The organism is Streptomyces sp. NEAU-sy36, from assembly GCF_013423905.1.
Classification (GTDB): domain Bacteria; phylum Actinomycetota; class Actinomycetes; order Streptomycetales; family Streptomycetaceae; genus Streptomyces; species Streptomyces misionensis.
In genome coordinates, this window is sequence record NZ_CP058977.1 from 1,419,969 (window position 1) to 1,442,273 (window position 22,305).

At 74.2% G+C, this 22,305-nt stretch carries 21 protein-coding genes, 1 pseudogene and 1 riboswitch; of the genes and pseudogenes, 10 read left to right on the forward strand and 12 right to left on the reverse strand.

Features of this window, described 5'->3' with window-relative positions:
- Nucleotides 1–131 precede the first annotated feature (131 nt).
- From HZZ00_RS06410 to HZZ00_RS06430, 5 genes are all read right to left on the reverse strand, one after another.
- Entirely contained in the window at nt 132–971 is an 840-nt protein-coding gene (locus HZZ00_RS06410; protein ID WP_180331295.1) for an ECF transporter S component, read from the reverse strand.
- On the reverse strand, nt 968–2,677 hold the full coding sequence (locus HZZ00_RS06415) for an ABC transporter ATP-binding protein (RefSeq protein WP_180331296.1): 1,710 nt from the start codon (nt 2,675–2,677) through the stop codon (nt 968–970). The genes HZZ00_RS06410 and HZZ00_RS06415 overlap by 4 nt, the downstream gene beginning before the upstream one ends.
- Nucleotides 2,674–3,723 (reverse strand): CbiQ family ECF transporter T component, encoded by a 1,050-nt coding sequence (locus HZZ00_RS06420; RefSeq protein ID WP_374028518.1) that lies wholly within the window; start codon nt 3,721–3,723, stop codon nt 2,674–2,676. Before HZZ00_RS06420 ends, HZZ00_RS06415 begins: the two co-directional genes overlap by 4 nt.
- 194 nt (nt 3,724–3,917) lie before the next feature.
- Nucleotides 3,918–4,577, reverse strand: coding sequence for an SCO2322 family protein (locus tag HZZ00_RS06425; protein WP_180331297.1), 660 nt, complete (start codon nt 4,575–4,577; stop codon nt 3,918–3,920).
- On the reverse strand, nt 4,574–5,785 hold the full coding sequence (locus tag HZZ00_RS06430; protein ID WP_180331298.1) for a prenyltransferase/squalene oxidase repeat-containing protein: 1,212 nt from the start codon (nt 5,783–5,785) through the stop codon (nt 4,574–4,576). Before HZZ00_RS06430 ends, HZZ00_RS06425 begins: the two co-directional genes overlap by 4 nt.
- A gap of 116 nt (nt 5,786–5,901) precedes the next feature.
- A riboswitch (cobalamin riboswitch) is annotated at nt 5,902–6,034 on the reverse strand.
- Nucleotides 6,035–6,093: 59 nt separating this feature from the next.
- Here HZZ00_RS06430 and HZZ00_RS06435 point away from each other — a divergent pair.
- The 5 genes from HZZ00_RS06435 to HZZ00_RS06455 all read left to right on the forward strand — a co-directional run bounded on the left by HZZ00_RS06435 (nt 6,094) and on the right by HZZ00_RS06455 (nt 11,286).
- Nucleotides 6,094–6,765 (forward strand): phosphotransferase, encoded by a 672-nt coding sequence (locus HZZ00_RS06435; RefSeq protein WP_180331299.1) that lies wholly within the window; start codon nt 6,094–6,096, stop codon nt 6,763–6,765.
- A 199-nt stretch (nt 6,766–6,964) separates the two neighbouring features.
- A complete protein-coding gene (locus HZZ00_RS06440) occupies nt 6,965–7,516 on the forward strand; it encodes a toxin (protein WP_306856151.1) in 552 nt (183 codons plus the stop codon).
- Complete coding sequence (locus tag HZZ00_RS06445; RefSeq protein WP_180331300.1) at nt 7,513–8,649, forward strand: MAB_1171c family putative transporter; 1,137 nt, start codon at nt 7,513–7,515, stop codon at nt 8,647–8,649. The genes HZZ00_RS06440 and HZZ00_RS06445 overlap by 4 nt, the downstream gene beginning before the upstream one ends.
- A gap of 16 nt (nt 8,650–8,665) precedes the next feature.
- Nucleotides 8,666–9,847, forward strand: coding sequence for an MAB_1171c family putative transporter (locus tag HZZ00_RS06450; RefSeq protein ID WP_180331301.1), 1,182 nt, complete (start codon nt 8,666–8,668; stop codon nt 9,845–9,847).
- Between the two features lie 41 nt (nt 9,848–9,888).
- The gene (locus tag HZZ00_RS06455; RefSeq protein ID WP_180331302.1) at nt 9,889–11,286 is read left to right on the forward strand and encodes an NAD(P)/FAD-dependent oxidoreductase; all 1,398 of its coding nucleotides are present in this window, start codon (nt 9,889–9,891) and stop codon (nt 11,284–11,286) included.
- Nucleotides 11,287–11,307: 21 nt separating this feature from the next.
- Here HZZ00_RS06455 and HZZ00_RS06460 read toward each other — a convergent pair whose 3' ends face one another.
- The gene (locus HZZ00_RS06460; RefSeq protein WP_180331303.1) at nt 11,308–11,757 is read right to left on the reverse strand and encodes a nuclear transport factor 2 family protein; all 450 of its coding nucleotides are present in this window, start codon (nt 11,755–11,757) and stop codon (nt 11,308–11,310) included.
- A gap of 227 nt (nt 11,758–11,984) precedes the next feature.
- Nucleotides 11,985–12,416, reverse strand: coding sequence for a hypothetical protein (locus HZZ00_RS06465; RefSeq protein WP_180331304.1), 432 nt, complete (start codon nt 12,414–12,416; stop codon nt 11,985–11,987).
- Nucleotides 12,417–12,572: 156 nt separating this feature from the next.
- On the opposite strand from HZZ00_RS06465, the pseudogene HZZ00_RS38225 reads away from it, so the two are divergent.
- Nucleotides 12,573–12,800: pseudogene (locus tag HZZ00_RS38225) on the forward strand (aldehyde dehydrogenase); the annotation flags it as partial.
- A 93-nt stretch (nt 12,801–12,893) separates the two neighbouring features.
- Here the strand turns inward: HZZ00_RS38225 and HZZ00_RS06470 are convergent.
- A complete protein-coding gene (locus HZZ00_RS06470; protein ID WP_180331305.1) occupies nt 12,894–13,517 on the reverse strand; it encodes a TetR family transcriptional regulator in 624 nt (207 codons plus the stop codon).
- Between the two features lie 221 nt (nt 13,518–13,738).
- On the opposite strand from HZZ00_RS06470, the gene HZZ00_RS06475 reads away from it, so the two are divergent.
- The 4 genes from HZZ00_RS06475 (at nt 13,739) to HZZ00_RS06490 (ending at nt 17,746) form a co-directional block, all read left to right on the forward strand.
- Nucleotides 13,739–15,250: a glycosyltransferase family 4 protein gene (locus HZZ00_RS06475; RefSeq protein WP_180331306.1), complete on the forward strand. Its 1,512-nt coding sequence runs from the start codon at nt 13,739–13,741 to the stop codon at nt 15,248–15,250.
- Nucleotides 15,244–15,990, forward strand: a complete 747-nt coding sequence (locus HZZ00_RS06480) for a class I SAM-dependent methyltransferase (protein ID WP_180331307.1) — start codon at nt 15,244–15,246, stop codon at nt 15,988–15,990. Before HZZ00_RS06475 ends, HZZ00_RS06480 begins: the two co-directional genes overlap by 7 nt.
- Nucleotides 15,987–17,057 carry a prenyltransferase gene (locus HZZ00_RS06485; RefSeq protein WP_180331308.1) on the forward strand — a complete coding sequence of 357 codons (1,071 nt, stop codon included), beginning with the start codon at nt 15,987–15,989 and terminating at the stop codon, nt 17,055–17,057. Before HZZ00_RS06480 ends, HZZ00_RS06485 begins: the two co-directional genes overlap by 4 nt.
- A 107-nt stretch (nt 17,058–17,164) precedes the next feature.
- Complete coding sequence (locus HZZ00_RS06490; protein ID WP_180331309.1) at nt 17,165–17,746, forward strand: hypothetical protein; 582 nt, start codon at nt 17,165–17,167, stop codon at nt 17,744–17,746.
- Nucleotides 17,747–17,831: 85 nt separating this feature from the next.
- Here HZZ00_RS06490 and HZZ00_RS06495 read toward each other — a convergent pair whose 3' ends face one another.
- The 4 genes from HZZ00_RS06495 to HZZ00_RS06510 form a co-directional block, all read right to left on the reverse strand.
- A complete protein-coding gene (locus HZZ00_RS06495; protein WP_180331310.1) occupies nt 17,832–18,623 on the reverse strand; it encodes a DUF5336 domain-containing protein in 792 nt (263 codons plus the stop codon).
- 82 nt (nt 18,624–18,705) lie between these two features.
- Entirely contained in the window at nt 18,706–19,602 is an 897-nt protein-coding gene (locus HZZ00_RS06500) for an N-acetylmuramoyl-L-alanine amidase (RefSeq protein ID WP_180331311.1), read from the reverse strand.
- Between the two features lie 22 nt (nt 19,603–19,624).
- Entirely contained in the window at nt 19,625–20,275 is a 651-nt protein-coding gene (locus HZZ00_RS06505; RefSeq protein WP_070027573.1) for a class I SAM-dependent methyltransferase, read from the reverse strand.
- 100 nt (nt 20,276–20,375) lie between these two features.
- Nucleotides 20,376–22,121 carry an MFS transporter gene (locus tag HZZ00_RS06510; protein ID WP_180331312.1) on the reverse strand — a complete coding sequence of 582 codons (1,746 nt, stop codon included), beginning with the start codon at nt 22,119–22,121 and terminating at the stop codon, nt 20,376–20,378.
- Nucleotides 22,122–22,305: the final 184 nt, after the last annotated feature.

The following is a 22,305-nucleotide window of genomic DNA, read 5'->3' on the forward strand; positions in this document are numbered from 1 at the left end:
GCCGCAAACCGCAGGTCAGAGGGGGTGCGGTCCGATGTCCCTGCGCCGAACGGAGGTACGGCCGTCATTCGTAGGTGAACTGCGTCATGTGGGGTGCTTCACCGACCCGTTCACCGTACGCACGCGACCCATCACCCCCCGGAGCCGTCGAAGGTGACCGGGGTCTCGAAGGCGGCCCGGCGCGTGGCCCGGCGCAGCGCGCGCAGCACCGCCGGGCCGAGCGCGAAGGTCAGCACCACCGTGCACAGGGCCCGGCCCAGGTCCCAGCCGAGGGAGGTGGCCAGGCAGTAGGCGACGAAGCGGGCCAGATTGGCGGCGACCGAGTCGCCCGGGTGGAAGGAGATGCCCGACGCGGTGGCGCCCATGAAGGGCCAGCCGGCCAGGTTCATGACGGTGCCGTAGGCGAGGGAGGCGAGGAAGCCGTATCCGGCCAGGAGCAGCAGTTCGCCCCTGCCGCGCAGCCGTACCGGGCCCGGCAGCAGGCCCGCGCCCAGCGCGAACCAGCCCATCGACAGCATCTGGAACGGCAGCCAGGGGCCGACCCCGCCGGTCAGCAGCGCGGACGCGAACATCGTCACCGAGCCCAGCGCGAACCCGAAGCCGGGGCCGAGGACACGGCCGCTGAGCACCAGCAGGAAGAACATCGGCTCGATCCCGGCCGTGCCCGCGCCGATCGGCCGCAGCGCGGCACCGGTCGCAGCCAGCACGCCGAGCGTCGCGACCGCCTTGGGGCCGAGGTCCGACTCCGAGATGGTCGCCGCGACCACCGCCACCAGCAGGATCAGCAGGCCAGCGAAGAGCCAGGGTGCGTCCTGGGCGTGCGCGCTGAGCCGGGAGGCGGGCGGGGCGAGGAAGGGCCAGCCGAAGGCGATCACACCGACCGCGGTGACCAGGACCAGGGCGGCGACGGACCGGGGGCCGAGGCGGACGGCGCGGACCCGGGGGACCCGGGCCTCGGGGGAGGGGCTCATCCCAGCGCCTCCCGCACCTCGGCCACGGTCAGCCACCGCTGGGGGGCCAGGATCTTCGTCACCTGCGGGGCGAAGGACGGCGACGACACCACGATCTCCGCCGTGGGGCCGTCCGCGATCACCTCGCCCTCGGCCAGCAGCACCACCCGGTGCGCGACCTCCGCGGCCAGTTCCACGTCGTGCGTGGCCAGCACGATCGCGTGCCCCTCGGCGGCGAGGCCGCGCAGCGTGGTCACCAGCCGGGCCTTCGCCGCGTAGTCCAGCCCGCGGGTGGGCTCGTCCAGCAGGAGCAGCGGCGGACGGGCGGCCAGCACGACGGCCAGCGCCAGCGCGAGGCACTGTCCCTCGGAGAGGTCGCGGGGGTGGGTGTCGTCGGCGATGCCCGGCAGCAGCCGGGACAGCAGGGCGCGGCAGGTGCCGGGGTCCGCGCCCGCGTCCTGGTCGGCGGCGGCGCATTCGGCCGCCACCGTGTCGGCGTACAGCAGGTCCCGCGGTTCCTGCGGGACCAGGCCGACGTGCCGGATCAGCTCGCGGGGCGCGGTGCGGTGCGGGGCGGCGCCGCCGACGGTGACCGTGCCGGAGGTGGGTTCGAGCAGGCCGACGAGGGTGTTGAGGAGGGTGGACTTGCCGGCGCCGTTGCGGCCCATGAGGGCGATGGTCTCGCCGGGGGAGACGGTGAGCGAGAGCCGGTCGAGGGCGGTGACATGGGCGCGGCGGACGGTGAGGGAGGCGGCCGACGCCATCGGGGCGGGCCCGGCCGCGGGGGTGGCCTTGGTGCGGCGGCCGAACAGGCGGCCCGCGCCCCGGCCGGGCCGGGCGGACACCGCCCGCGCGGGCGGGCGGGGTGCCGCCGTGCTCGCCGCCGGCCCGGCGGTACGGCCGTCCGCGGCCGTGGACAGCCGCTCCCGCAGCTCCCCCGCCCTGCGGCGGGCGTCCCGGACGGTCAGCGGGAGGGGGGACCAGCCGGCCAGCCGGCCGAGGGCCACCACCGGGGGGTGGACCGGCGAGACGGACATGACGTCGGCCGGGGTACCGGTGACGGGGGGCCGGCCGGGAGCGGGGAGGAGGACGACCCGGTCGGCGTAGTGGACGACGCGTTCGAGGCGGTGTTCGGCCATGAGGACCGTGGTGCCCAGGTCGTGCACCAGGCGCTGGAGCACGGCGAGCACCTCCTCCGCGGCGGCCGGGTCCAGCGCGGACGTCGGCTCGTCCAGGACGAGCACCCGGGGGTGCGGGGTGAGGACGGAGCCGATGGCGACGCGCTGGCGCTGACCGCCGGAGAGGGTGGCGATCGGGCGGTCCCGCAGGCCGGCCAGGCCCAGCAGGTCGAGGGTCTCCTCCACCCGGCGCCGCATCACCTCGGGCGCGAGGCCCAACGACTCCATGCCGTAGGCGAGTTCGTCCTCCACGGTGTCCGTGACGAAGTGGGCGAGCGGGTCCTGGCCCACCGTGCCGACGACATCGGCGAGTTCGCGCGGTTTGTGGGCGCGGGTGTCGCGGCCGGCGACGGTGACCCGGCCGCGCAGGGTGCCGCCGGTGAAGTGCGGGACCAGGCCGCTGACCGCGCCGAGCACCGTCGACTTGCCGACCCCGGACGGGCCGACGAGCAGCACGAGTTCGCCCTCCGGCACCTCGAAGTCGACGCCCCGGACGGTGGGTTCGGCGGCGCCGTCGTACGTCACGCTGACATCCTCGAAGCGGATCACGAGTGCTCCCTGGGGACGGCGAAGGCGGGCAGCAGGGCGAGGAGGACCGCGGCGGCGGGCCACAGGGGCAGGGTCGGCGCGGACAGCGGGACCACGCCCGGGTGCAGCGCCTCCGGGGCGCGGGCCGAGGCGAGGGTGAGCAGCGCGGCGACGGCGACGCCGGAGCCGGTGACCAGCCAGGCGCGGGCGTCCCAGCGGTCGGGGCGGTACCGGGTGCGCAGCGAGCGGCGGCCGCCCAGGCGCAGTCCCGCCAGGGCGGCGGCGACCCCGGCGAGCAGCAGCGGGATGCCGTACCCGCCGCCCTCGGCGGTGAGCAGCCCGTAGGTGCCGGCGCAGACGCCGAGCAGCCCGCCGAGGGTGAGCGCGGCGGTGGTGCGGCGCACCCGGGCGGGGACCTCGGCGGCGCGGCCGTAGCCGCGCGCCTCCATCGCGGCGGCGAGGGCGACCGAGCGCTCCAACGCGCCCTCCAGGACCGGGAGTCCGACCTGGAGCAGGCCCCGGATGCCGCGGTCCGGGCGGCCGCGCAGCCGGCGGGCGGCGCGCAGCCGCTGCACGTCGGCGATCAGATGCGGGGCGAAGGTGAGCGCGACGACGACGGCGACGCCGGTCTCGTACAGGGCGCCGGGGAGGGACTTCAGCAGGCGCGAAGGGCTCGCGAGGGCGTTCGCGGCGCCCACGCAGATCAGCAGGGTGGCCAGTTTCAGGCCGTCGTAGGTCGCGAAGACGAGGGCCTCCGCGGTGACCTCGCCGCCCAGGCGGATGCCCTGCGCCCAGTGCGGGAGGGGGATCTCCGGGAGGGTGAGCAGGGTGTGGGTGCCGGGGATCGGGGAGCCGAGCGCCGCCGCGAAGAGGAGGCGGATGAGGAGGACGGCGAGGGCGAGCCGGGCGAACGCGGTGTAGGAGCGGGCCCAGGGGGCCGCGGAGCGGTGCGTGGCGACGACGTACGCCGACGCGGCGATGAGCAGGGCGAGGAGCAGGGGGTTGGTGGTGCGGGTGGCGGCGGTGCCCAGGGATATGGCCCAGAGCCACCAGGCGCCGGGGTGCACGGTGGCACCGCCGGGCCGCCGGGACCGCGAGGGCCCCGGAGCGGGCGGAACCGCGCGAGCGGCCGCGGACGGTCCGGACCCGGACCCGGCCGGGCCCCGGCCGGACGCGGCGGCCGGGGCGAGGCGGTCGCCGTCGCCCGGCGTCCGCCCGCGGGGAACCGCGCGGCCGGCCGGGGCCCGGCCCTTCGGCGGAGTCATCCGCGTCGCCGTCGCGACTGCCACACCGCCGCGCCCGCGAGCAGCACGACGACACCCGCGCCGATCGGCAGCCCCAGGGACGGGCCGCCGGACGGGGAGGCCGGCTTCTCGGCGGCGGCCGAACCGGCGGAGCCCGCGGAGCCGTTCGCGGTGACCTGCTCGCCGCACCCCTTGCGGGGATACCCGGAGATCGCGCACAGCAGCGCGTTGGTGTCGTACCGCAGCGGCTCGGCCACGGCGGCCAGCGCCTGCGCGGCGGACGCCGACGGCGCCACGCGGGCGCAGGCCGTGCGGCGGGCCGGCGGGGTCTCGCCGGAAGGCGCGTCGGCCTCGACGCCGAAGTCGATGACCAGCGCCACCCGCTTCGTGCCCGCCTTCGCGGGCGTGGCGGCGCAGATGGTGCCGAAGTCCGCCGTGCCGCGCGGCTCGCTCGCGTCCGCGGAGTCCGCGCTCACGGAGAACCGGAAGCCCTCCACGGCGCCGTCGTCGGGGCGGGCGAGCGAGGGGCCCTGGGTGGCGTACGTCCAGTGGTCGCCGGAGCGCTCCCAGAAGGACCAGTAGCGGTAGCCGGCGGCCTGGGCCTGCCCGGCCCCCGCGCCCAGCAGCAGCGCCAGGGCGGCCAGCAGCACCGGCACGGCACGGCGGACGGCGGTCACGACCGCTGCTTCTTCCGGGTGCTGAGCAGGAAGCCGATGCCGATGCCCGCGACGAGGCAGATGCCGACGCTCCACCAGACGCCCGCGTGCGAGGTGCCGTCGGCGGCCTTGGTCCGGTTCTCGGTGTGGCCCGCCACCACCGGGACCGGTCCGAGGGCGGCGAGGGAGGTCACCAGACTGGTGCCGCCGAAGTCGCCGGGCTGGGCGCCGACCGCGTGCGCGGCGAGGATCAGCTGGGCGTACGCGGCCGGGCCGGTCTGCGTGGCCCAGGGGCCCGCGTTCTTCTCCAGCCAGGCGTACGCCTTCTTGGCCGGCTCCGTCCGCCCGTCCGCGGCGAGCGCCACGACGGTGTCGGCGGTGTTGCCGTAGTCGGGCTGGTCCTCGGCGCCGGGCAGCGTGGACGTGAGGTGACCGCTGCCGGCGACGGCCGCGGACAGGTACGCGCCGCCGTTGTCGGCGACCTGGGCCGGGGCGGGGTGGCCGGACCCGGCACAGGCGTCCTGCGCGGGGGGCTTGCCCTCCTCGGCCACGAAACCCTTGCCGAGCGCGCCGAGCACACCGGCCGCGGTGGCGTCCGCGTTGGCGGCCAGCCTGCCCTTCTTGTCGGGCTGGTAGGCGAGCGCGCCGCCGCCGTCCTGGTCGCACGGGATGGACCAGCCGGCCAGCGCGTCGTAGGGCGACTTGCCGGACTTCTCGACGTGCGCGGGGTCGGTGCCGGTCGCGGCCAGCGCGCCGATGACGACGGAGGTGGAGTTGGCGTCGCTGGGGCTGCCGGGGTTGTAGCCCCAGCCGCCGTCCTCGTTCTGCGCGGACTTCAGCCAGCCGACCGCCTTGGTGACGGCCGCGTCGTGGCCGCCGACGGCGTGCAGCGCCTGTACGGCGGCGGCCGTGCTGTTGGTGTCCACCGTGGTCTTGGCGTCACAGGCCTTGGCGGGGTCGGCGCGGAACGCGGCGAAGGCGCCGTTCGCGCACTGCTGGCCGGTGAGCCAGTCGACGGCGCCGGCGGCCGGCCGGTAGCCGAGCGTGTGCAGGGCGGTCAGGGCCAGGGACTGGCGCCAGACGCCGTCGTAGGTGGGGTCCGACTTGCCGTAGAGCCCGGCGGGGACCGAGACCTTCGGGGAAGGGGACGGGCCGGCGGCCACGGCGGGTGCGGCGGCTGCCAGCACGCCTATGGCGGCGAGAGCCGCGGCGTTGCGGCGGACGTTCATGGTCGGCGACTGCCTCTCCCTGCGGGGAGCCGGGCAGCGCACGGGAGGGCCCCGGGCGGCTCGACTCCGTAAACCTCGACGGTGCTGTGCGCGGCGGCGGCCGGCGCACACGAGCCGGTCAACGTGCCCCCCGGGGCGTTCCGGCTCGCCGCTCCGCGGGGAAACGGCTCACGGTTGCGGGTCAGCGCCGGAATTGCACCGGCTTTCCCCCGTACGGGTGTGATGACGACCCCGCCACTTTACCGGCAGCCCCACGGCCCCCGGGGAGCGGCCGCCGGCACGAGGCCCCGGTGATTAGGGTCACGGTCATGACAACCACCGGAAGACTGCTGGGCTCCGGCCGCTCGGCGGACGTCTACGAGATCGACGCCGACTGGGTGCTGCGCCGTGACCGCGAGGGCCGGGGGGACGCGGCGGCCGAGGGCGCCGTGATGACGTACGTACGGCGGCACGGCTATCCGGCACCCCGCGTCCGGCCCACCGGCTCGTGCACCGACCTGGTCCTGGAGCGGCTGTCCGACCCCACCCTGCTCGGTGCCCTGACGCGGGGCCGGGCGGAGCCGGCGGAGGCGGGGGCGCTGCTCGCCCGGCTGCTGCGCCGGCTGCACGCCGTGCCGGGCCGGGACCCGCGCGACCCGGACGCGCGGGTGCTGCACCTGGACCTGCACCCCGACAACGTGATGCTCACCCCGGACGGGCCCCGGGTCATCGACTGGTCCAACGCCGAGGACGGGCACCCGGGACTGGACTGGGGCATGTCCGCGGTGATCCTCGCCCAGGTCGCCGTGGCCCCCGGCGCCCTCGCGGCGCCCGCCCGCGCGATGCTGACCGCCCTGCTGGCCGACCCCTCCGGACTGACGGAGGAGGGGTTGGCGCAGGCGCTGCGGCGGCGCGCGGACAACCCGACGATGAGCGCGGCGGAGACCGGGCTGCTGGGGGAGGCGGGGAGGCTGGTGCGCGAGGTCGGGCGACTGGCCTGATCGTACTTTCCGGTTGGCTGAAAAAACCGAGGGCCGCGACGCCCGAGGCGTTCGTTTCGGCCAGTCGGCAGCGTGGGCGGCAGCCCGTTTCTGACGTACATCCCTTTCGTGACGTACGTGCCCGATCGGTGAAGCTGGCTGAAGCGGCGCGGAGTTGGCATATTGCGGTCAGACGTGACCGCTTGCAGCCTCCGGGGGAATGGTGCGAACAACCAGGAAGATGCGCCGGTTCGCCAACGAGCTGATCGATCCCCTCCGAGTGCCGATCCCCGCCGACCCCGGCGACCTGCTGGACGCGCTGGTCGAGTCCGCCACCCGCTGGCGCGGCCGGCCCATCGCCGTCCACTTGGCCAACTTCCCGCCGCAGACCTCCGCGACCGGGCTGTGGATCGACCGCGGCACCCGCGACGACATCGTCATCGAGGCCGACGCCCCGCCCTGGATGAAGCTGGTGATCCTGGGCCACGAGCTGTGGCACATGGCCGACGACGACCCGGCGCACCGCGCCGCGCACACCGACGGCGCCCTCGCACCGGCGGGCGCCGACGACGCGCCGCCCACCGCCGCCCGCACCCGCTTCCTGGAGGCCGCCGAGCAGCGGGCCGACCTGTTCGGCATGCTGATCGGCGACCGGCTGCGCCCCTGGCTGAAAGCCTCCCCCGATTCCGTCTACGCGGCGCACACCTCCGGCCACGACGACCTCGCCGGACGCATCGGCGCGGCCCTCAACTACCGCGGGGCCGGAAGGTGAGCGACCTGATCAACTACGTCAGCTGCGGGCTGCTGTGGCTGGGCCTGCTGACCAAGGCGCCCGACCTGGCGCGGCGCTGGCGGGACCCCTTCCTGCTCACCCTCAGCACCGTGCTGGCCCTCTCCTCGCTGTGCTTCCTGCTCGGCGCCCCCGACACGGTCGGCTTCGTCAACGACGTCAGCGGCGTGCCCAACCTGGCCGCCCCGCTGACGTACGGCACCATCACCGCCTACGGCGCCGCCTCCCTCGCGCTCGTCACGCGCTGGCGCGGCGGCCCCGGCACCGCCCGTGCGATCCGCCGCTGGACCCTCGGCTACACCGCCGTACTCGCGGGCATCGCCGCCCTGTTCGTCCTCGGTGACGCCGCCGTGGAGCGCCGCACGGACTTCGACACGTACTACGCCACCACGCCCTACATCGGCGAGATGATCGTCCTGTATCTCGCCGCGCACCTGACCGCCGCCCTGGTCACCGCCCACCGTTCGCTGTCCTGGGCCCGGCGGCTGCGCGGTTCGCTGCGGGCCGGTCTGGTGACCATGGGGACGGGCACGGTGGCGGGGTGCGGCTACAGCGCCGCCAAACTCGTGGCCGTGGGCGGCCGCTGGAGCGGACACGACTGGTCCGCGCTCGGCACGACCTTCGCGTCGGCCTGCGCCGGGCTCAGCGCGGCGCTCACCGTCGTCGGCATCGTGATCCCGCTCCTCGCGCCCTTCCTGGCCGAGCGGGTGTGCTGCTGGCGGACGTACGCGCGGCTCGGCCCGCTGGAGCGGGCGCTCACCGGACTGCTCACCCGCGAGGCCCTGCGCGTGCCGCGCCCCCGGTGGCCCTCCGCCACCCGCTGGCTGACCTGGCGGCAGAGCTCCATCTACAACGGGCTGCACTATCTGGGGCGTCACCTGGACGAGGGGCTGTACCGGCAGACCTACGCCGACCGGCTGCGCGCGGGCGGCGACCCGGACGAGGCCCAGGCCGCCGCATGGGCCGCGGCCATCGCCGCCGCCACCCGGGCGCCGCACGAGCGGCCGGCGCAAGCGGCCGTACCGCTCGCCGACCGCCCCGACCTCCCGGCGCTGCTGCGCATCTCCGACGCGCTCGCCGACGGCACGGGCGACCGCGCCCTGGCCGTGGCCTGAAGGGAGCCGTCGCGCCATGAGCCTGATCGTCTACACGGTGGCGAGCCTGTTCACCGCGACCGCCCTGCTGGTCTTCCGCAGGCCGCGGCTCGCCCTGCGGGACCCGCTGACCGCCTCCACCTGCGTGTCGATCTTCCTCGGCGGGCTGTGCTTCTTCTGCTCGGCCCCCGTCACCCTCGGCGCGGTGAACCACCTCACCCGCATCCCCAACTTCGGCGCCCCGATGACCTACAGCGTCATCTCCGCCTACAGCGCCTCGCTGCTGATCCTGCTGATCAACTGGCGCGGCGGACCGGCCGAGCGGGTACGGCGCCAGGCGGTGCGGGTGATCACCGTGTACAGCCTGGTGATCGCCGCCGTGATCACCCTGTTCGCGCTGGCCGACGCGCCGGCCGAGCGGCTGCGGGACCTGGACACCTACTACGCGAACACCCCGTACATGCGCGAGATGATCGTGCTGTACCTCCTCGGACACGGTGCCTGCGCGCTGATCACCATCTATGTGTGCCTGCGCTGGTCGCGGGAGGTCACCGGCATCCTCCGGGTCGGGCTGCGGCTGATCATGGCGGGCCTGGCCGTGGACGTCACCGGCTTCGAGGGCGCCAAGCTGACGGCGGTGGCGGCCCGGTGGGCCGGACACGACCTGGACCGGCTGTCCACCGGTCTCGCCCCGCGCGCCGCCGCCCTGGGCGCCCTGCTGTGCGCCGCCGGCTTCGTGCTGCCCCGGCTGCTGCCCGCGGCCCTCGCCCAGTGGCACAGCGTCTGGGACTACCGGGCGCTCGGCCCCCTGTGGGCGGAGCTGCGCAGCGTGCCGACCGCCCCCAAACCCGCGCCGCCGCGCTGGCTGCTGCCCCGCGGCCGGCTGTACTACCGCGAGCTGCGCATCCTCGACGCGCTGCTCGCCCTCCAGTCCCGCTGCGACGGCCGGGTGCGCGAGACGGCGTACCGGCGGGCCCGGGCCCAGGGCAGCCCGCCCGGCGAGGCGCACTTCATCGCCGCCGCCGCCATGGTGGTGGACGCCGCCCGGCAGGCCCGGCGGCCCCGCCCGGCCGAGAGCGCCGGACCGGAGGGCACCGACCGGCTGCACACGGCCCTCTTCTCGGACACCCGGGAACTCGTGCGGCTCGCCCGGGCGTTGGCCGGATCATCCGTCGTCGAGGCGGCTCGGCAGGGCGCGGCACGGACCGCGGGCGGCTGAGGCCGCCCGGAGCGGACGTCCGAGCGGAGGGAAGAGGAAGCGTGAACGCACGAAGAGCCGTTGTCATCGGGGCCGGACCGGCCGGTCTGCTGGCCGCCGCGGCGCTGTCGCCGGCCGTGGAGGAGGTCGTGGTACTCGACCGCGACGAGCTGCCCGACGGGCCCGAGCACCGCACCGGGGTGCCGCAGTCCCGGCACGCCCATCTGCTGATGCCCGGCGGCATGGACGCGATGGAGGAGCTGCTGCCCCGGGCCGGCCTGCGCGCCGAGCTGCTGGCGGCGGGCGCCCGGGAGACGGCGCTGAGCCGCGACATGGTGGCGCTCACCCCGGTGGGCTGGTTCCGGCGCTGGCGGCACCGTTCGCACGTCACGATCACCTCCAGCCGGCCGCTGCTGGAGTGGGTGGTGCGCCGGGCGGTGCTGCGCTGCGGCGAGAACGTGCGGGTGCGGCACGCGCGGGTGACCGGGCTGCGCGGCAGCGCCCGCCGGGTGACCGGGGTGCGGCTGGCCGGCCCGGACGGCGGGCCCACGCAGGACCTGGACGCGGACTGGGTGGTGGAGGCCGGCGGCCGCGGCACCCGCCTGCTGACCTGGCTCGACACCCTCGGCGTGCACGGCATCCGCGAGCGCGGCGTCGACAGCGGCCTGGCCAACGCCACTCGGGTCTACCGCGTCCCGGACGGGGCCCGCGACTGGCCGATGACCCTGATCCAGGCCGACCCGTGGAGCGGGCGGCCCGGCCGCAGCGCCATGATCGTGCCCATCGAGGACGACCGGTGGATGGTGAGCCTCGGCGGGATGCGGGGCAGCGAGCCCCCGAAGGACCCCGAGGGCTTCGTCGGGTACGCGCTCGACCTTCCGAGCCCCCTGGTGGGCCGGCTGATCCGGGCCGCCGAGCCCCTCGGCCCGGTGCACGTCAGCCGCAGCACCAGCAACGCCCGCCGGTACCTGGAGGACGCGCCCGTGTGGCCGGAGGGCTTCGTGGCGCTCGGGGACGCGGCGGCCACGTTCAACCCGATCTACGGGCAGGGCATGTCGGTCGCGGCGCACGGCGCCCTGGCCCTCGCCCGGGCACTGCGCGAGGACGGCATCGGCACGCCCGGACTGGCCCGCAGGGTCCAGCGCGCGGTGGGCCGGGCCGCCGACGGCGCCTGGACGATGGCCGTCAGCACCGACGTCCTCTACCCCGGCGTGGAGGGCGGCCGGGCGACCCCGGGGGACCGGGTGGCCGCCGCCTACTCCCAGCGGCTGACGCGGGCGGCCACCGGGTCCTACGCCGCGGCCGCCGCGCTGTGGGACGTCACCACCCTGCGCACCCCGCCGTCCCGCCTGTTCCGCCCGGACGCCCTGCTGCACAGCCTCGCGGGGCCGCCGCTGCCCGCCCTCGCCGGGCCGCCGCTGACCGCCGCCGAACGGGCCTTCCTGGCCGGCATCGGCTGACCCGGGCCGTCCCGCGCGGCCTCAGCGGAGCGCGGGGGTGGGGCCGCCGAAGGGCAGGCGCAGCACCCGGGAGGCCAGCAGCCAGCCGTCGCCGGTTCGCCGGAAGGTGTCCTCGTAGTGCCCGACCTGGACCGGCGGCCCGGCGGGCACGAGGCCGCCGGCGTAGCCGTCGACGCGGTGCGTCGAGAAGTACGAGACCGCCGTCGCCGTGTCCTCCGTGACCACCGTGACCAGGATGTTGGACATCAGACGGCGCGAGAGCCGGTCGGCGGGGCGGGCGCCGAAGTACTCCCCGAGCGCCGCCCGTCCCCGCACCCGGCGCCCGTCCCCGGGCGGCGGCCACTCCCAGCTGCCGTCCTCGGTGAACAGCTCGGCCACCGAGGCGGGTTCGCCGAGGTCGAGGCGGTGCACGAAATCGACGATCAGGCGCTCGCAGGCGCGTTCGGCGAGCAGCCGCCGCAGGGGGTCCATGGGGCTGTTGTGTACCAGCCCGAGGCCCGTCGCGGCCACCCGCGGTGCACACCGCCGCGCACGTCACCGGATCGCTCTCCGGCACCGGCTCCGCCACCATGTGCTCGGCCGGCTGCCAGGAGGCGAGCGGATTGGCGAGCAGGGCGAGGAGACCGGCTAGGCGTTGTCACCCATTGAAATACTGGTGGCCCCTCAAGCCAGCCAGAGGCAACGGTTGGGACAGTGGGTCAGGTGTTGAGGCAGCCGGTCTTTATAAAGGAGACCTGGTTCCGATGCTGGGGGAATACGATCGTCAGGTTCCCCTTGTAGCACTGCGTACCAGGCTTGTCGTCCGTGGTCGTGCTGTACTTGAATTCCTTTGTGCCGACGATTCGGGGGCCAGGGCTGACGTTCTTGGGAAGGATGTAGTCCTTCCCTCGGTAGAACGCCACGTAGGGCGTGAGGATGGCCTGGCCTGTGCACTTCAGGTAGACAGTGCCACGCACCTTGTTCTTGACGTTGTCATCGACGGTAATCTTCGCCTGGCAATTGGGTGCCCACTTCGTGAGCTTCACGTAGCCGGAAGACTTTGTTGCGGCCTGCGCGTTGGGGATGGTGGACACCAGGATGCCGATGGCGGCAGCTCCGGTGACGATCGAAGTGATGAGTTTGCGACCCATTTGAAACCCCCCAAATTGGTTCGTGATCTCATTCGAATGGTTCCACGGTTGCCGGGAGTGAGCAAGCGAAATAAATCTTATTTGAGGATTATCTGAGGTTTCGTGGTATGTCTTCCGTAGGGGTGATTCCGGTCGGGTGGCCCTTTGGGTCTGGTCGAGTCAGCTCCGCGGATATCCGCCGAGAACGGCTCGCCGTACTCCTGGAACGTTCTCGCCCAGGAACCCGCCGCCATGACGGTGCGGGACGCGGCGCTGCGGGGGCGGGCGGGAGCACGTGTACGAGGAGCGGCGGGCCGGGGTCCTCGGTCCGCCGCTGGTACGCCGGGAGCCGGTCGGCGTGGTGGCCGCCGTGGTGCGTGGAACGTCCCACAGTTCGTCGCCGCCACGCTCACCCGGACACCGACGCCGTCGAACCCGCGCTCACGGCGACCGAGACCCGTCGGTGGAGGCCGTCCCGATCACCTCCGGGCCCCGTCGTCAGCGGTCCGCCGCGGCCGGCTCCGGCAGGTCGATCAGCCGGCAGACCGTCTCGATGTCGAGCCGCACCTGGGCGATGGAGGCCCGCCCGGACAGCCAGGTGATCAGGGCCGAGTGCCAGGTGTGCTCGATGACACGGACCACCGAGAGCTGCCGGTCGGTGGGGTTTTCGAGCCCCATGGCCTCCAGGATGATCGCCGTCGTCTGGCGGGAGACCTGGTCCACCTCCGGGCTGACGCTGCGGTCCGCGAAGGTCAGGGCGCGGACCATGGCGTCGGCCAGCTGCGGCTCGCGCTGGAGCGCGCGGAAGGCCCGCATCAGCGTCCGGGCCACCCGCTCGGCGGGCGCCTCGCCCGCGGGCGGCCTGCGGCGCAGGGTGCCGTGCATGCGCTCCAGCTGGTCCTGCATGGTGGCCACCAGGAGGTGCACCTTGGACGGGAAGTAGCGGTACAGCGTGCCGAGGGCCACCTGGGAGCACTCGGCCACCTCGCGCATCTGCACCGCGTCGAAGCCGCCCCGGCCGGCCAGCCGCGCGCTCGCGCGCAGGATGCGGCGGCGGCGGTCCTCCTGCCGTGCGGTGAGGGGTGGCGAGGCGGGACGCGAGGTACTGGCTTGCGCAGGCATGGGTCCCCGTTCCGTGACAATCGGTGAGGGCGCCGACAGGGCATGTGATCAGGCAGCATGGCGGAGCCGCGCGCCGTGGCGCGAATCACCTGATCCACTGCTCACAGCACCCCTACCTGCCGGTAGATTCAGAGCCTCTTGAACGATCAAGTCTGAAACTTGTTCTAGATTAGCGTCCCGTCGTAGTCTCGCGGGACAGTGCTGGCAGAAGGGGGCACGGAGTGACCGCTGAGGCCCGGGAAGCGGGTGCCCGCGAGGACTCGGCCGCCGACGGCGGGAAACCGCTCGACATCGCGCTCCTCACCTACAAGGGGAACCCGTTCTGCGGCGGGCAGGGCGTCTATGTACGGCACCTCTCGCGCGAACTGGCCCGCCTCGGACACCGCGTCGAGGTCATCGGCTCCCAGCCCTATCCGGTGCTCGACGAGGGATACCCGGCGCTCACCCTGACCGAGCTGCCCAGCCTCGACCTCTACCGCCAGCCCGACCCCTTCCGCACCCCGGGCCGCGACGAGTACCGGGACTGGATCGACGCCCTCGAAGTCGGCACGATGTGGACCGGCGGTTTCCCCGAACCGCTGACCTTCTCGCTGCGCGCCCGCCGCCATCTGCGGGCCCGGCGCGGCGAGTTCGACGTCGTCCACGACAACCAGACCCTCGGCTACGGCCTGCTCGGCGACATCGGCGCGCCCCTGGTCACCACGATCCACCACCCCATCACCGTCGACCGGCAGCTGGAGCTGGACGCGGCCGAGGGCTGGCAGCGCCGGTACTCGGTGCGCCGCTGGTACGCCTTCACCCGGATGCAGAAGCGCGTCGCCCGCCGGCTGCCCTCGGTGCTCACCGTCTCCGGCAGTTCCCGGCAGGAGATCGTGGACCACCTCGGGGTGCGGCAAGACCGCGTGCACGTGGTCCACATCGGCGCCGACACCGACCTGTTCGCGCCGGATCCGGCCGTCCCGCAGGTGCCCGGACGCATTGTCACCACCTCCAGCGCCGACGTCCCGCTCAAGGGGCTGGTGTTCCTGGTCGAGGCGCTGGCCAAGGTGCGCACCGAGCATCCGGCCGCCCACCTCGTCGTCGTCGGCAAGCGCCCCACCGAGGGCCCGGTCGCCCAAGCGGTCGAGCGGTACGGCCTCGACGGCGCCGTGGAGTTCGTCAAGGGCATCTCCGACGCCGAACTGGTCGACCTGATCCGGTCCGCCGAGGTCGCCTGCGTGCCCTCGCTGTACGAGGGGTTCTCGCTGCCCGCCGCCGAGGCGATGGCGACCGGCACACCGCTGGTCGCGACCACCGGGGGCGCGATCCCCGAGGTGGCGGGACGGGACGGCGAGACGTGCCTGGCCGTGCCGCCCGGCGACGCGGGGGCGCTGGCCGCCGCGCTCGGCCGGCTGCTCGGCGACCGCGAGCTGCGGCTGCGGCTCGGCGACGCGGGCCGCGAACGGGTGCTGGCCAACTTCACGTGGGCGCGCGCGGCCCAGGGCACGGTCGCCCGGTACCGGGAGGCCATCGCCCGCTCCGCGCACCGGGCGCGCGCCGACCGCCCCGCGCGCTCCCCGGGCGCTGCCGGGCGCCCCGGGCCCGTGCAGGACCGTTCCGCGCCCGGCGCACCCGCCGTGGCCCCCGGGCCCCCCGCGTCCGGTGGCGACGGCTCCGCGACCCAGACTCCCGGCCGCTCCGCGGCCCCGGCAAACCCCGCAGGCGTCTCTTCCGAAAGCAGGGCCACGTGCTGACCGTCGACTTCTCCCGGTTCCCGCTCGCCCCCGGCGACCGTGTCCTGGACCTCGGCTGCGGGGCCGGCCGGCACGCGTTCGAGTGCTACCGGCGCGGCGCCCGGGTCGTGGCCCTGGACCGCAGCGCCGAGGAGATCCGCGAGGTCGCCAAGTGGTTCGCGGCGATGGAGCAGGAGGGCGAGGCCCCCGAGGGCGCCACCGCCACCGCCATGGAGGGCGACGCGCTCGCACTGCCCTTCCCCGACGAGTCCTTCGACGTCGTGATCATCTCCGAGGTGATGGAGCACATCCCCGACGACAAGGGCGTGCTCGCCGAGATGGTGCGCGTGCTCAAACCGGGCGGCCGGATCGCGATCACCGTGCCCCGCTACGGCCCGGAGAAGGTCTGCTGGGCGCTGTCCGACGCCTACCACGAGGTCGAGGGCGGCCACATCCGCATCTACAAGGCCGACGAACTGGTGGCCAAGGTCCGCGAGGCCGGCCTCAAGCCCTACGGCAGCCACCACGCGCACGCCCTGCACGCCCCCTACTGGTGGCTGAAGTGCGCCTTCGGCGTCGACAACGACAAGGCGCTGCCGGTGCGCGCGTACCACAAGCTCCTGGTCTGGGACATCATGAAGAAGCCGCTGGCCACCCGGCTGGCCGAGCGGACGCTCAACCCGGTGATGGGCAAGAGCTTCGTGGTCTACGCGACCAAGCCGCACCTGCCCCGGCTCGCCGAGGAGGCGGCCGCCCAGTGACCACCCCCCGGACAGAACACCTCGTCCTGCCCGGGGTCCTCACCGCCGAGCAGGCCGCCGTGACCGTACGCGGCATCCTGGCCGGTCAGCGGGAGGACGGCGCGATCCCGTGGTTCCGGGGTCACCACCTGGACCCGTGGGACCACACCGAGGCCGCCATGGCCCTGGACGCGGCCGGCGAGCACGAGGCCGCCGAGCGTGCCTACCTCTGGCTCGCCCGGCACCAGAACCAGGACGGCTCCTGGTACGCGGCCTACGCCGACGGCGCCCACGACGAGGTCACCGACCGCGCCCGCGAGTCCAACTTCGTGGCGTACATAGCCGTCGGGGTCTGGCACCACTACCTCTCCACCGGCGACGACACCTTCCTGGACCGCATGTGGCCGTGCGTGTACGCGGCCGTGGAGTGGGTGCTCGCCCTCCAGCAGCCCGGCGGGCAGATCGGCTGGCGGCGCGAGGACGACGGCACGCCGACCGCCGACGCCCTGCTGACCGGCAGCTCCTCCGTGCACCACGCGCTGCGCTGCGCCCTCGCCATCGCCGAGCAGCGCGAAGAGGCGCAGCCCGACTGGGAGTTGGCGGTGGGCGCGCTGCGGCACGCGATCCGCCGGCATCCGGAGCGCTTCCTGGACAAGGACCGCTACTCGATGGACTGGTACTACCCGGTCCTCGGCGGCGCCCTGACCGGAGCGGAGGCCGAGGCGCGGATAGCCCGGGACTGGGACCGGTTCGTCGTGCCCGGCCTCGGCGTGCGCTGTGTCGTGCCCAACCCGTGGGTGACCGGCGGCGAGTCCAGCGAACTGGCGCTCGCGCTCTGGGCGGTGGGCGAGTCCGACCGGGCGCTGGAGATCCTGAAGTCCATCCAGCACCTGCGGGACCCGGAGTCCGGCCTGTACTGGACCGGCTACGTCTTCGAGGACGACGTCGTCTGGCCGCGGGAACTGACCACCTGGACGGCGGGTTCCCTGCTGCTCGCGGTCGCCGCGCTGGGCGGACACGAGGCCACCTGCGCGGTGTTCGGCGGCGACCGCCTCCCGTCCGGCCTGGACCCGGACTGCTGCCGCTGACCGCGGCGGCGGCCCGGGGCCGCGTCCCCCGAGTGGCGTAACCGCCCGCGCGGAGTGACGCTGGCGTAGGAAGCCCCCTACTCGGAAAGACACGCCGGGAGGACCCCGTGCCTGTACCGATACGGCGCCTCTGCGTGGCGCTGACCCTGTGCTGTGCGCTGGTAGCCGGCGCCACGGCCTGCGGAAACACCAACGCCGGCTCCCATGCCGGCACCAAGACCGTCACCGCCGCGGCGCTCGACCAGCGGGCGGCCGAGCCCAGTCCCACCACGCCCGCCGAGCGGCAGAAGTTCGCCAAGACCCGGTTCGTGGCCAACGCGGGTCTCGCGGCCGGAGCCACCTACCAGTGGATCGTGAAGCCGTGGAAGGCCGGCAAGTTCAAGAAGGGCGCGCACGGCCGCAAGACGGCCCTGGTGAAGGCCGGTGTCGCCGGTCTGTTCGCCTACAACCGGCTCAAGGCCGCCGAGCACAACGCCAAGGGCGACCCCACGCTGTCCAAGGCGCTCGCCCCGCTGAGCAAGAGCATCGAGAACCTGCGCGACCTGCCGGCCAAGCTGCGCGGTGGCGACACCAACGCGGCGAACAGCTTCAACGACGTCATCAACAACGTGAAGGACGCGGGCAAGAGCGCGGGCGCCCCGGTCCAGAACAAGGTGCCGAGCGCGAGCCAGCTCCGCAGCGGTTCCTGAGTGGCCCGCGTGGCCGAGGAGTTGAACCGTCTGTACGACAACGGCCCCCCGCCTGCAAGGGCGGGGGGCCGTCACGCTTCGGGGCTCAGCCGCGCTGGATGCCCGAGGTGTCCTGGAGCACGCCGCGGCGGCCGTCCTGGGTCTGCGCGACCAGCGCGGCACCGCGCTGCTCGACCGCCAAGTACCAGGTGCCCGGCGCCAGTTCGGCGACGGGTGTGGGCGAGCCGTCCTCCGCGAACAGCGGCCGGGTCACCGGCACCGCGAACCAGAACGGCGAGAAGTCCGCCGGCGCGGGCTGCGGTGCGGCAGCCTGCGCGGCGGCCGGCTGCGGCTGCCCGAACGGCTGCCCCTGCTGCTGCGGCTGGGCGCCGTACGGCTGCTGCTGGGCGCCCGGGTACCCGTAACCCGCGGGCGGCTGCGCGCCGTACGGCTGCGGGGCGACCGGCTTGGGGGCCGGGATCAGCGCGCCCTGGAGGGGCGGGAGCAGCGGGGTGGCGACGGCGGCGGCGGCGAGGACCAGGGCCGCGACGAAGCCGAGCACCAGGCCGGCGCCCGCGTCGATGTGGTCCGGCACGTCCACCAGCGTCCAGAACAGGGTCCACGCGGCGAGAACCGTGAATCCCGTGCCCACCATGCCGAGGTCGAGGCCCAGCACCTTGCGCTGCTGCGGCATGCAGCGGTTGAGGACGATCAGCGCGGCACCGATGACGGCCCCCATGTACGTGCCGAGGCCCGTCCCCAGGTTGTCCCACACGCTCTGGCTGTCCGAGAAGCCGGAGGCCGAGTAGGAGTAGAGATTGAGGAACGACGCGATGAACAGCAACACCGCTGCTCCGATCACCACGCCGTCGCCTCTAGTGAGGGAGCGGATGTTCACTTCAGGTCCTTCGTGAGTCGTCTCGTCGTCGCTAGACACTACCGTCCGCGAGATCCGGCTGTCCGGCTGGTCACGGCCCTGGTCAGGACTCGCCCAGGAAACTCACGATTCCCTCAGAGATCCCCTGCGCGGCCTTCTGTCGCCAGCTGCCGCTGGTCAGCAGTGCCGCGTCCTTGGTATCGCGCATGTTGCCGCATTCGATGAACACCTTGGGAACCGTTGACAGATTGAGACCGCCGAGATCGGTGCGGGTGTCCAGCGCGGTGCCGTGGCCGATGTAGTTGGACGGCGGCTCGCCGGTCACCCGCAGGAAGCTCCCCGCGATCCGCTTGCCGAGATCGCGGGAGGGCGCCACGATCGGCCGGGTGTCGGCGGCGCCCGCGTGCACCGCCCCCGGCAGGATCACGTGGAAGCCCCGGTCGCCCGCCGGCGCCCCGTCCGCGTGGATCGAGATCGCCGCGTCCGCGTGCGCCTTGTTGCCGATCGCGGCCCGCTCGGTCACGCACGGCCCCCAGTCCGGGCCCTTGTCGTCATGGGTCAGCCGCACGGTGGCACCCTGCCGCTCCAGCAGCGCCCGCAGCCGGTGCGCCACGTCGAGCGTGAACGACGCCTCGGCGTAACCGTCGTCGGTGGCGGTCCCGGTGGTGTCGCACTCCTTGCGGTTGCTGCCGATGTCCACCTGGCGGTTGATCTCGGCCGGGTGCCGGAAGTTGTCCGGGTTGTGCCCCGGGTCGATGACGACGACCTTGCCCTCAAGCGGTGCGGCGGCCTTGCCGTCGGCGCCGGACGACGCGGACGCGGAGGGGGAGGGCGAGGGCGAGGGGGCGGCGTCGGCGTGCCCGCCACCGCCGCCCGCCGTCTCGTACGCCAGCCAGCCGGCCAGCGCGCCGGCCGCCAGCGCGGCGAGCGTCACGACGAGCGGACCGCGCCGGCGGCGGCGCTGCTGCGGGGGTTCGAACTCCGGGCCTGTGTATGACACGTCAGCGACTCTAACCGGGGCCTCAGATCCCCGCCCCCGTGCGCCGCAGCACCCGCAGCGAGCCGTTCACCGCCACCTCGGTGAACGCGCCGGAGCCGAGCGCCCGCAGGTACACCCGGTAGGGCGCCTGCCCGGTGAACTCGTCCGCGGGCTCGGGGAACACGTCGTGGATGGCCAGCAGGCCGCCCTCGGCCACGTGCGGCGCCCATCCCTCGTAGTCGGCGCCCGCGTGCTCGTCGGTGTGCCCGCCGTCGATGAACACGAACCCCAGCGGGGTGCCCCACACGCTCGCGACCTGCGGCGACCGTCCCACCAGGGCGATCACGTGGTCCTCCAGGCCCGCCTTGAACAGCGTCCGCCGGAAGGTGGGCAGCGTGTCCATCAGACCGACCTCGGGGTCCACGGTCTGCGGGTCGTGGTACTCCCACCCCGGCTGCTGCTCCTCGCTGCCCCGGTGGTGGTCCACGGTCAGCGCGGTCACCCCCGCCGACCGGGCCGCGTCCGCGAGCAGCACGGTGGACCGCCCGCAGTACGTGCCCACCTCCAGCAACGGCAGTCCCAGCGCGCCGGCCTCGACCGCCGCCGCGTACAGGGCGAGCCCTTCGTCCACGGGCATGAACCCCTTGGCCGCCTCGAACGCGGCGAGGATCTCGGGCTTGGGGACGGTGGCCATGGGGACGCCTTCCAGTTCAGGGACACGGCAGCATGCGGGCCCCCATGCTGCCGCACCCGGTCGCGCTGGGGCGCACGGGGGCGCCCCCACACGGCGCGTGCTACACGCTCACCGCCTCACCCGGCAGGGAGAGGTCCACCTCGACGGCCCGCTCCTCGCCGGAGTGCGTGGCGGCGGAGGCCAGCGGCCCGTATCCGGCCGCCCGCGCGGCGAGGACGTACGCCCCCTGCCCGGGCACGGCCAGCTCGTAGGCGCCGTCGTCGGCGGAGACCGCCGAACCCGCCTGCCGGCCGCGCCGGTCGATGAGCGTCACCTTGGCCCGGGCCACCGGGACCCCGGCCGGGTCCAGCACCCGCCCCCGGAAGCCCCGCAGCGCTTCCTCGGCCCGCTCCAGCGCGGCGTCCTCCTCGCTGCTCGCGCGCAGCTGCACGTGCTGCTGCGCCGCGCGGCCGGTCCTCGGCAGGCACAGCGCCATCACCAGGCCGACCGCCACCGCGCCCGTGGCGATGAGGAAGGACACCCGGAACCCGCGCATCGTGGGGATGGCGACGCCCCCGACCGTGTGCGCCGTGTTGGCCAGCACCATCCCGATGACGGCGCTGGACACGGAGGTGCCGATGGACCGCATCAGCGTGTTGAGGCCGTTGGCCGCGCCGGTCTCCGACGCGGGAACCGCGCCGACGATCAGGGCGGGCAGGGAGGAGTAGGCGAGGCCGATGCCCGCGCCGAGGATCACGGAGGTGAGGATCGTCTCCCAGGGCGCCTTCATCAGGCCGAGCCCGCCGCCGTAGCCGACGGCGATGACCACCAGGCCGATGATGAGGGTGGTCCGGGGCCCGTAGCGGGCGGAGAGGCGGGCGTAGACCGGCGCGGTGAACATCATCGTCAGGCCCAGCGGGGCCACGCACAGACCGGCGACGACCATGGACCGGCCGAGGCCGTAGCCGGTGGCCTCGGGGAGCTGGAGCAGCTGGGGCAGGACCAGCGAGACGACGTAGAACGCGACCCCGACCATGATCGACGCCAGGTTGGTGAAGAGCACGGCGGGCCGGGCGGTGGTGCGCAGATCGACCAGCGGCGCCGCGGCACGCAGCTCGTACAGGCCCCACAGGACGAGCACGACGACCGCGGCGAGGAACAGGCCGAGGGTGGTGCCGGAGGCCCAGCCCCAGTCGCTGCCCTTGGTGATGGGCAGCAGGAACAGCACCAGACCGGCGGACAGGCCGAGCGCGCCGGGCAGGTCGAAGGAGCCCCGTGCGCGCATCGGGGACTCGGGCACGACGAGCAGGGTCAGGGCGATGGCGAGCACGCCGAGGCCGGCGGCGCCGTAGAACAGCGCGTGCCAGTCGGTGTGCTGGGCGACCAGGGCGGCGGCGGGCAGGGCGAGGCCGCCGCCCACGCCTATGGAGGAGCTCATCAGGGCCATGGCGGAGCCGAGCCGTTCGCGCGGCAGCATGTCCCGCATGAGGCCGATGCCGAGGGGGATCGCGCCCATCGCGAAGCCCTGGAGGGTACGGCCCACGATCATGGTGAGCAGCTGGCTGGTGAGCGCGCTGACCAGGGCGCCGATCACCATCACGGCGAGGCTGGCGATCAGCATGCGCCGCTTGCCGTACAGGTCGCCGAGCCGGCCCATGATCGGGGTGGCGACGGCGCCGGACAGCAGGGTCGAGGTGAGCACCCAGGTGGCGTTGCTGGGCGCGGTGTGCAGCAGTTGCGGCAGGTCTTTGATGACCGGCACGAGCAGGGTCTGCATCACCGCGACCACGATGCCCGCGAAGGCGAGCACCGGGACGACGGCCCCGCTCGCCTTGCCCCGCGGTTCCTCGGTCGTCGTGTGGGTCATTGAGTGCGGCCTCCCGTAGACATAAGTGCCGGGTAAACCTCGTATGCACGCGCAACTATTCCGTTGCTTCGGGCTTCTAATGTTTATTTGACCATCCTATTGGTTTCTGACGTTGCGTCAGGCGCGGTTCGAGCCGGTCCGGCAGCCGCGGGGGCCGGTCGGGGTGGTCCGCGGCGTAGTCCGC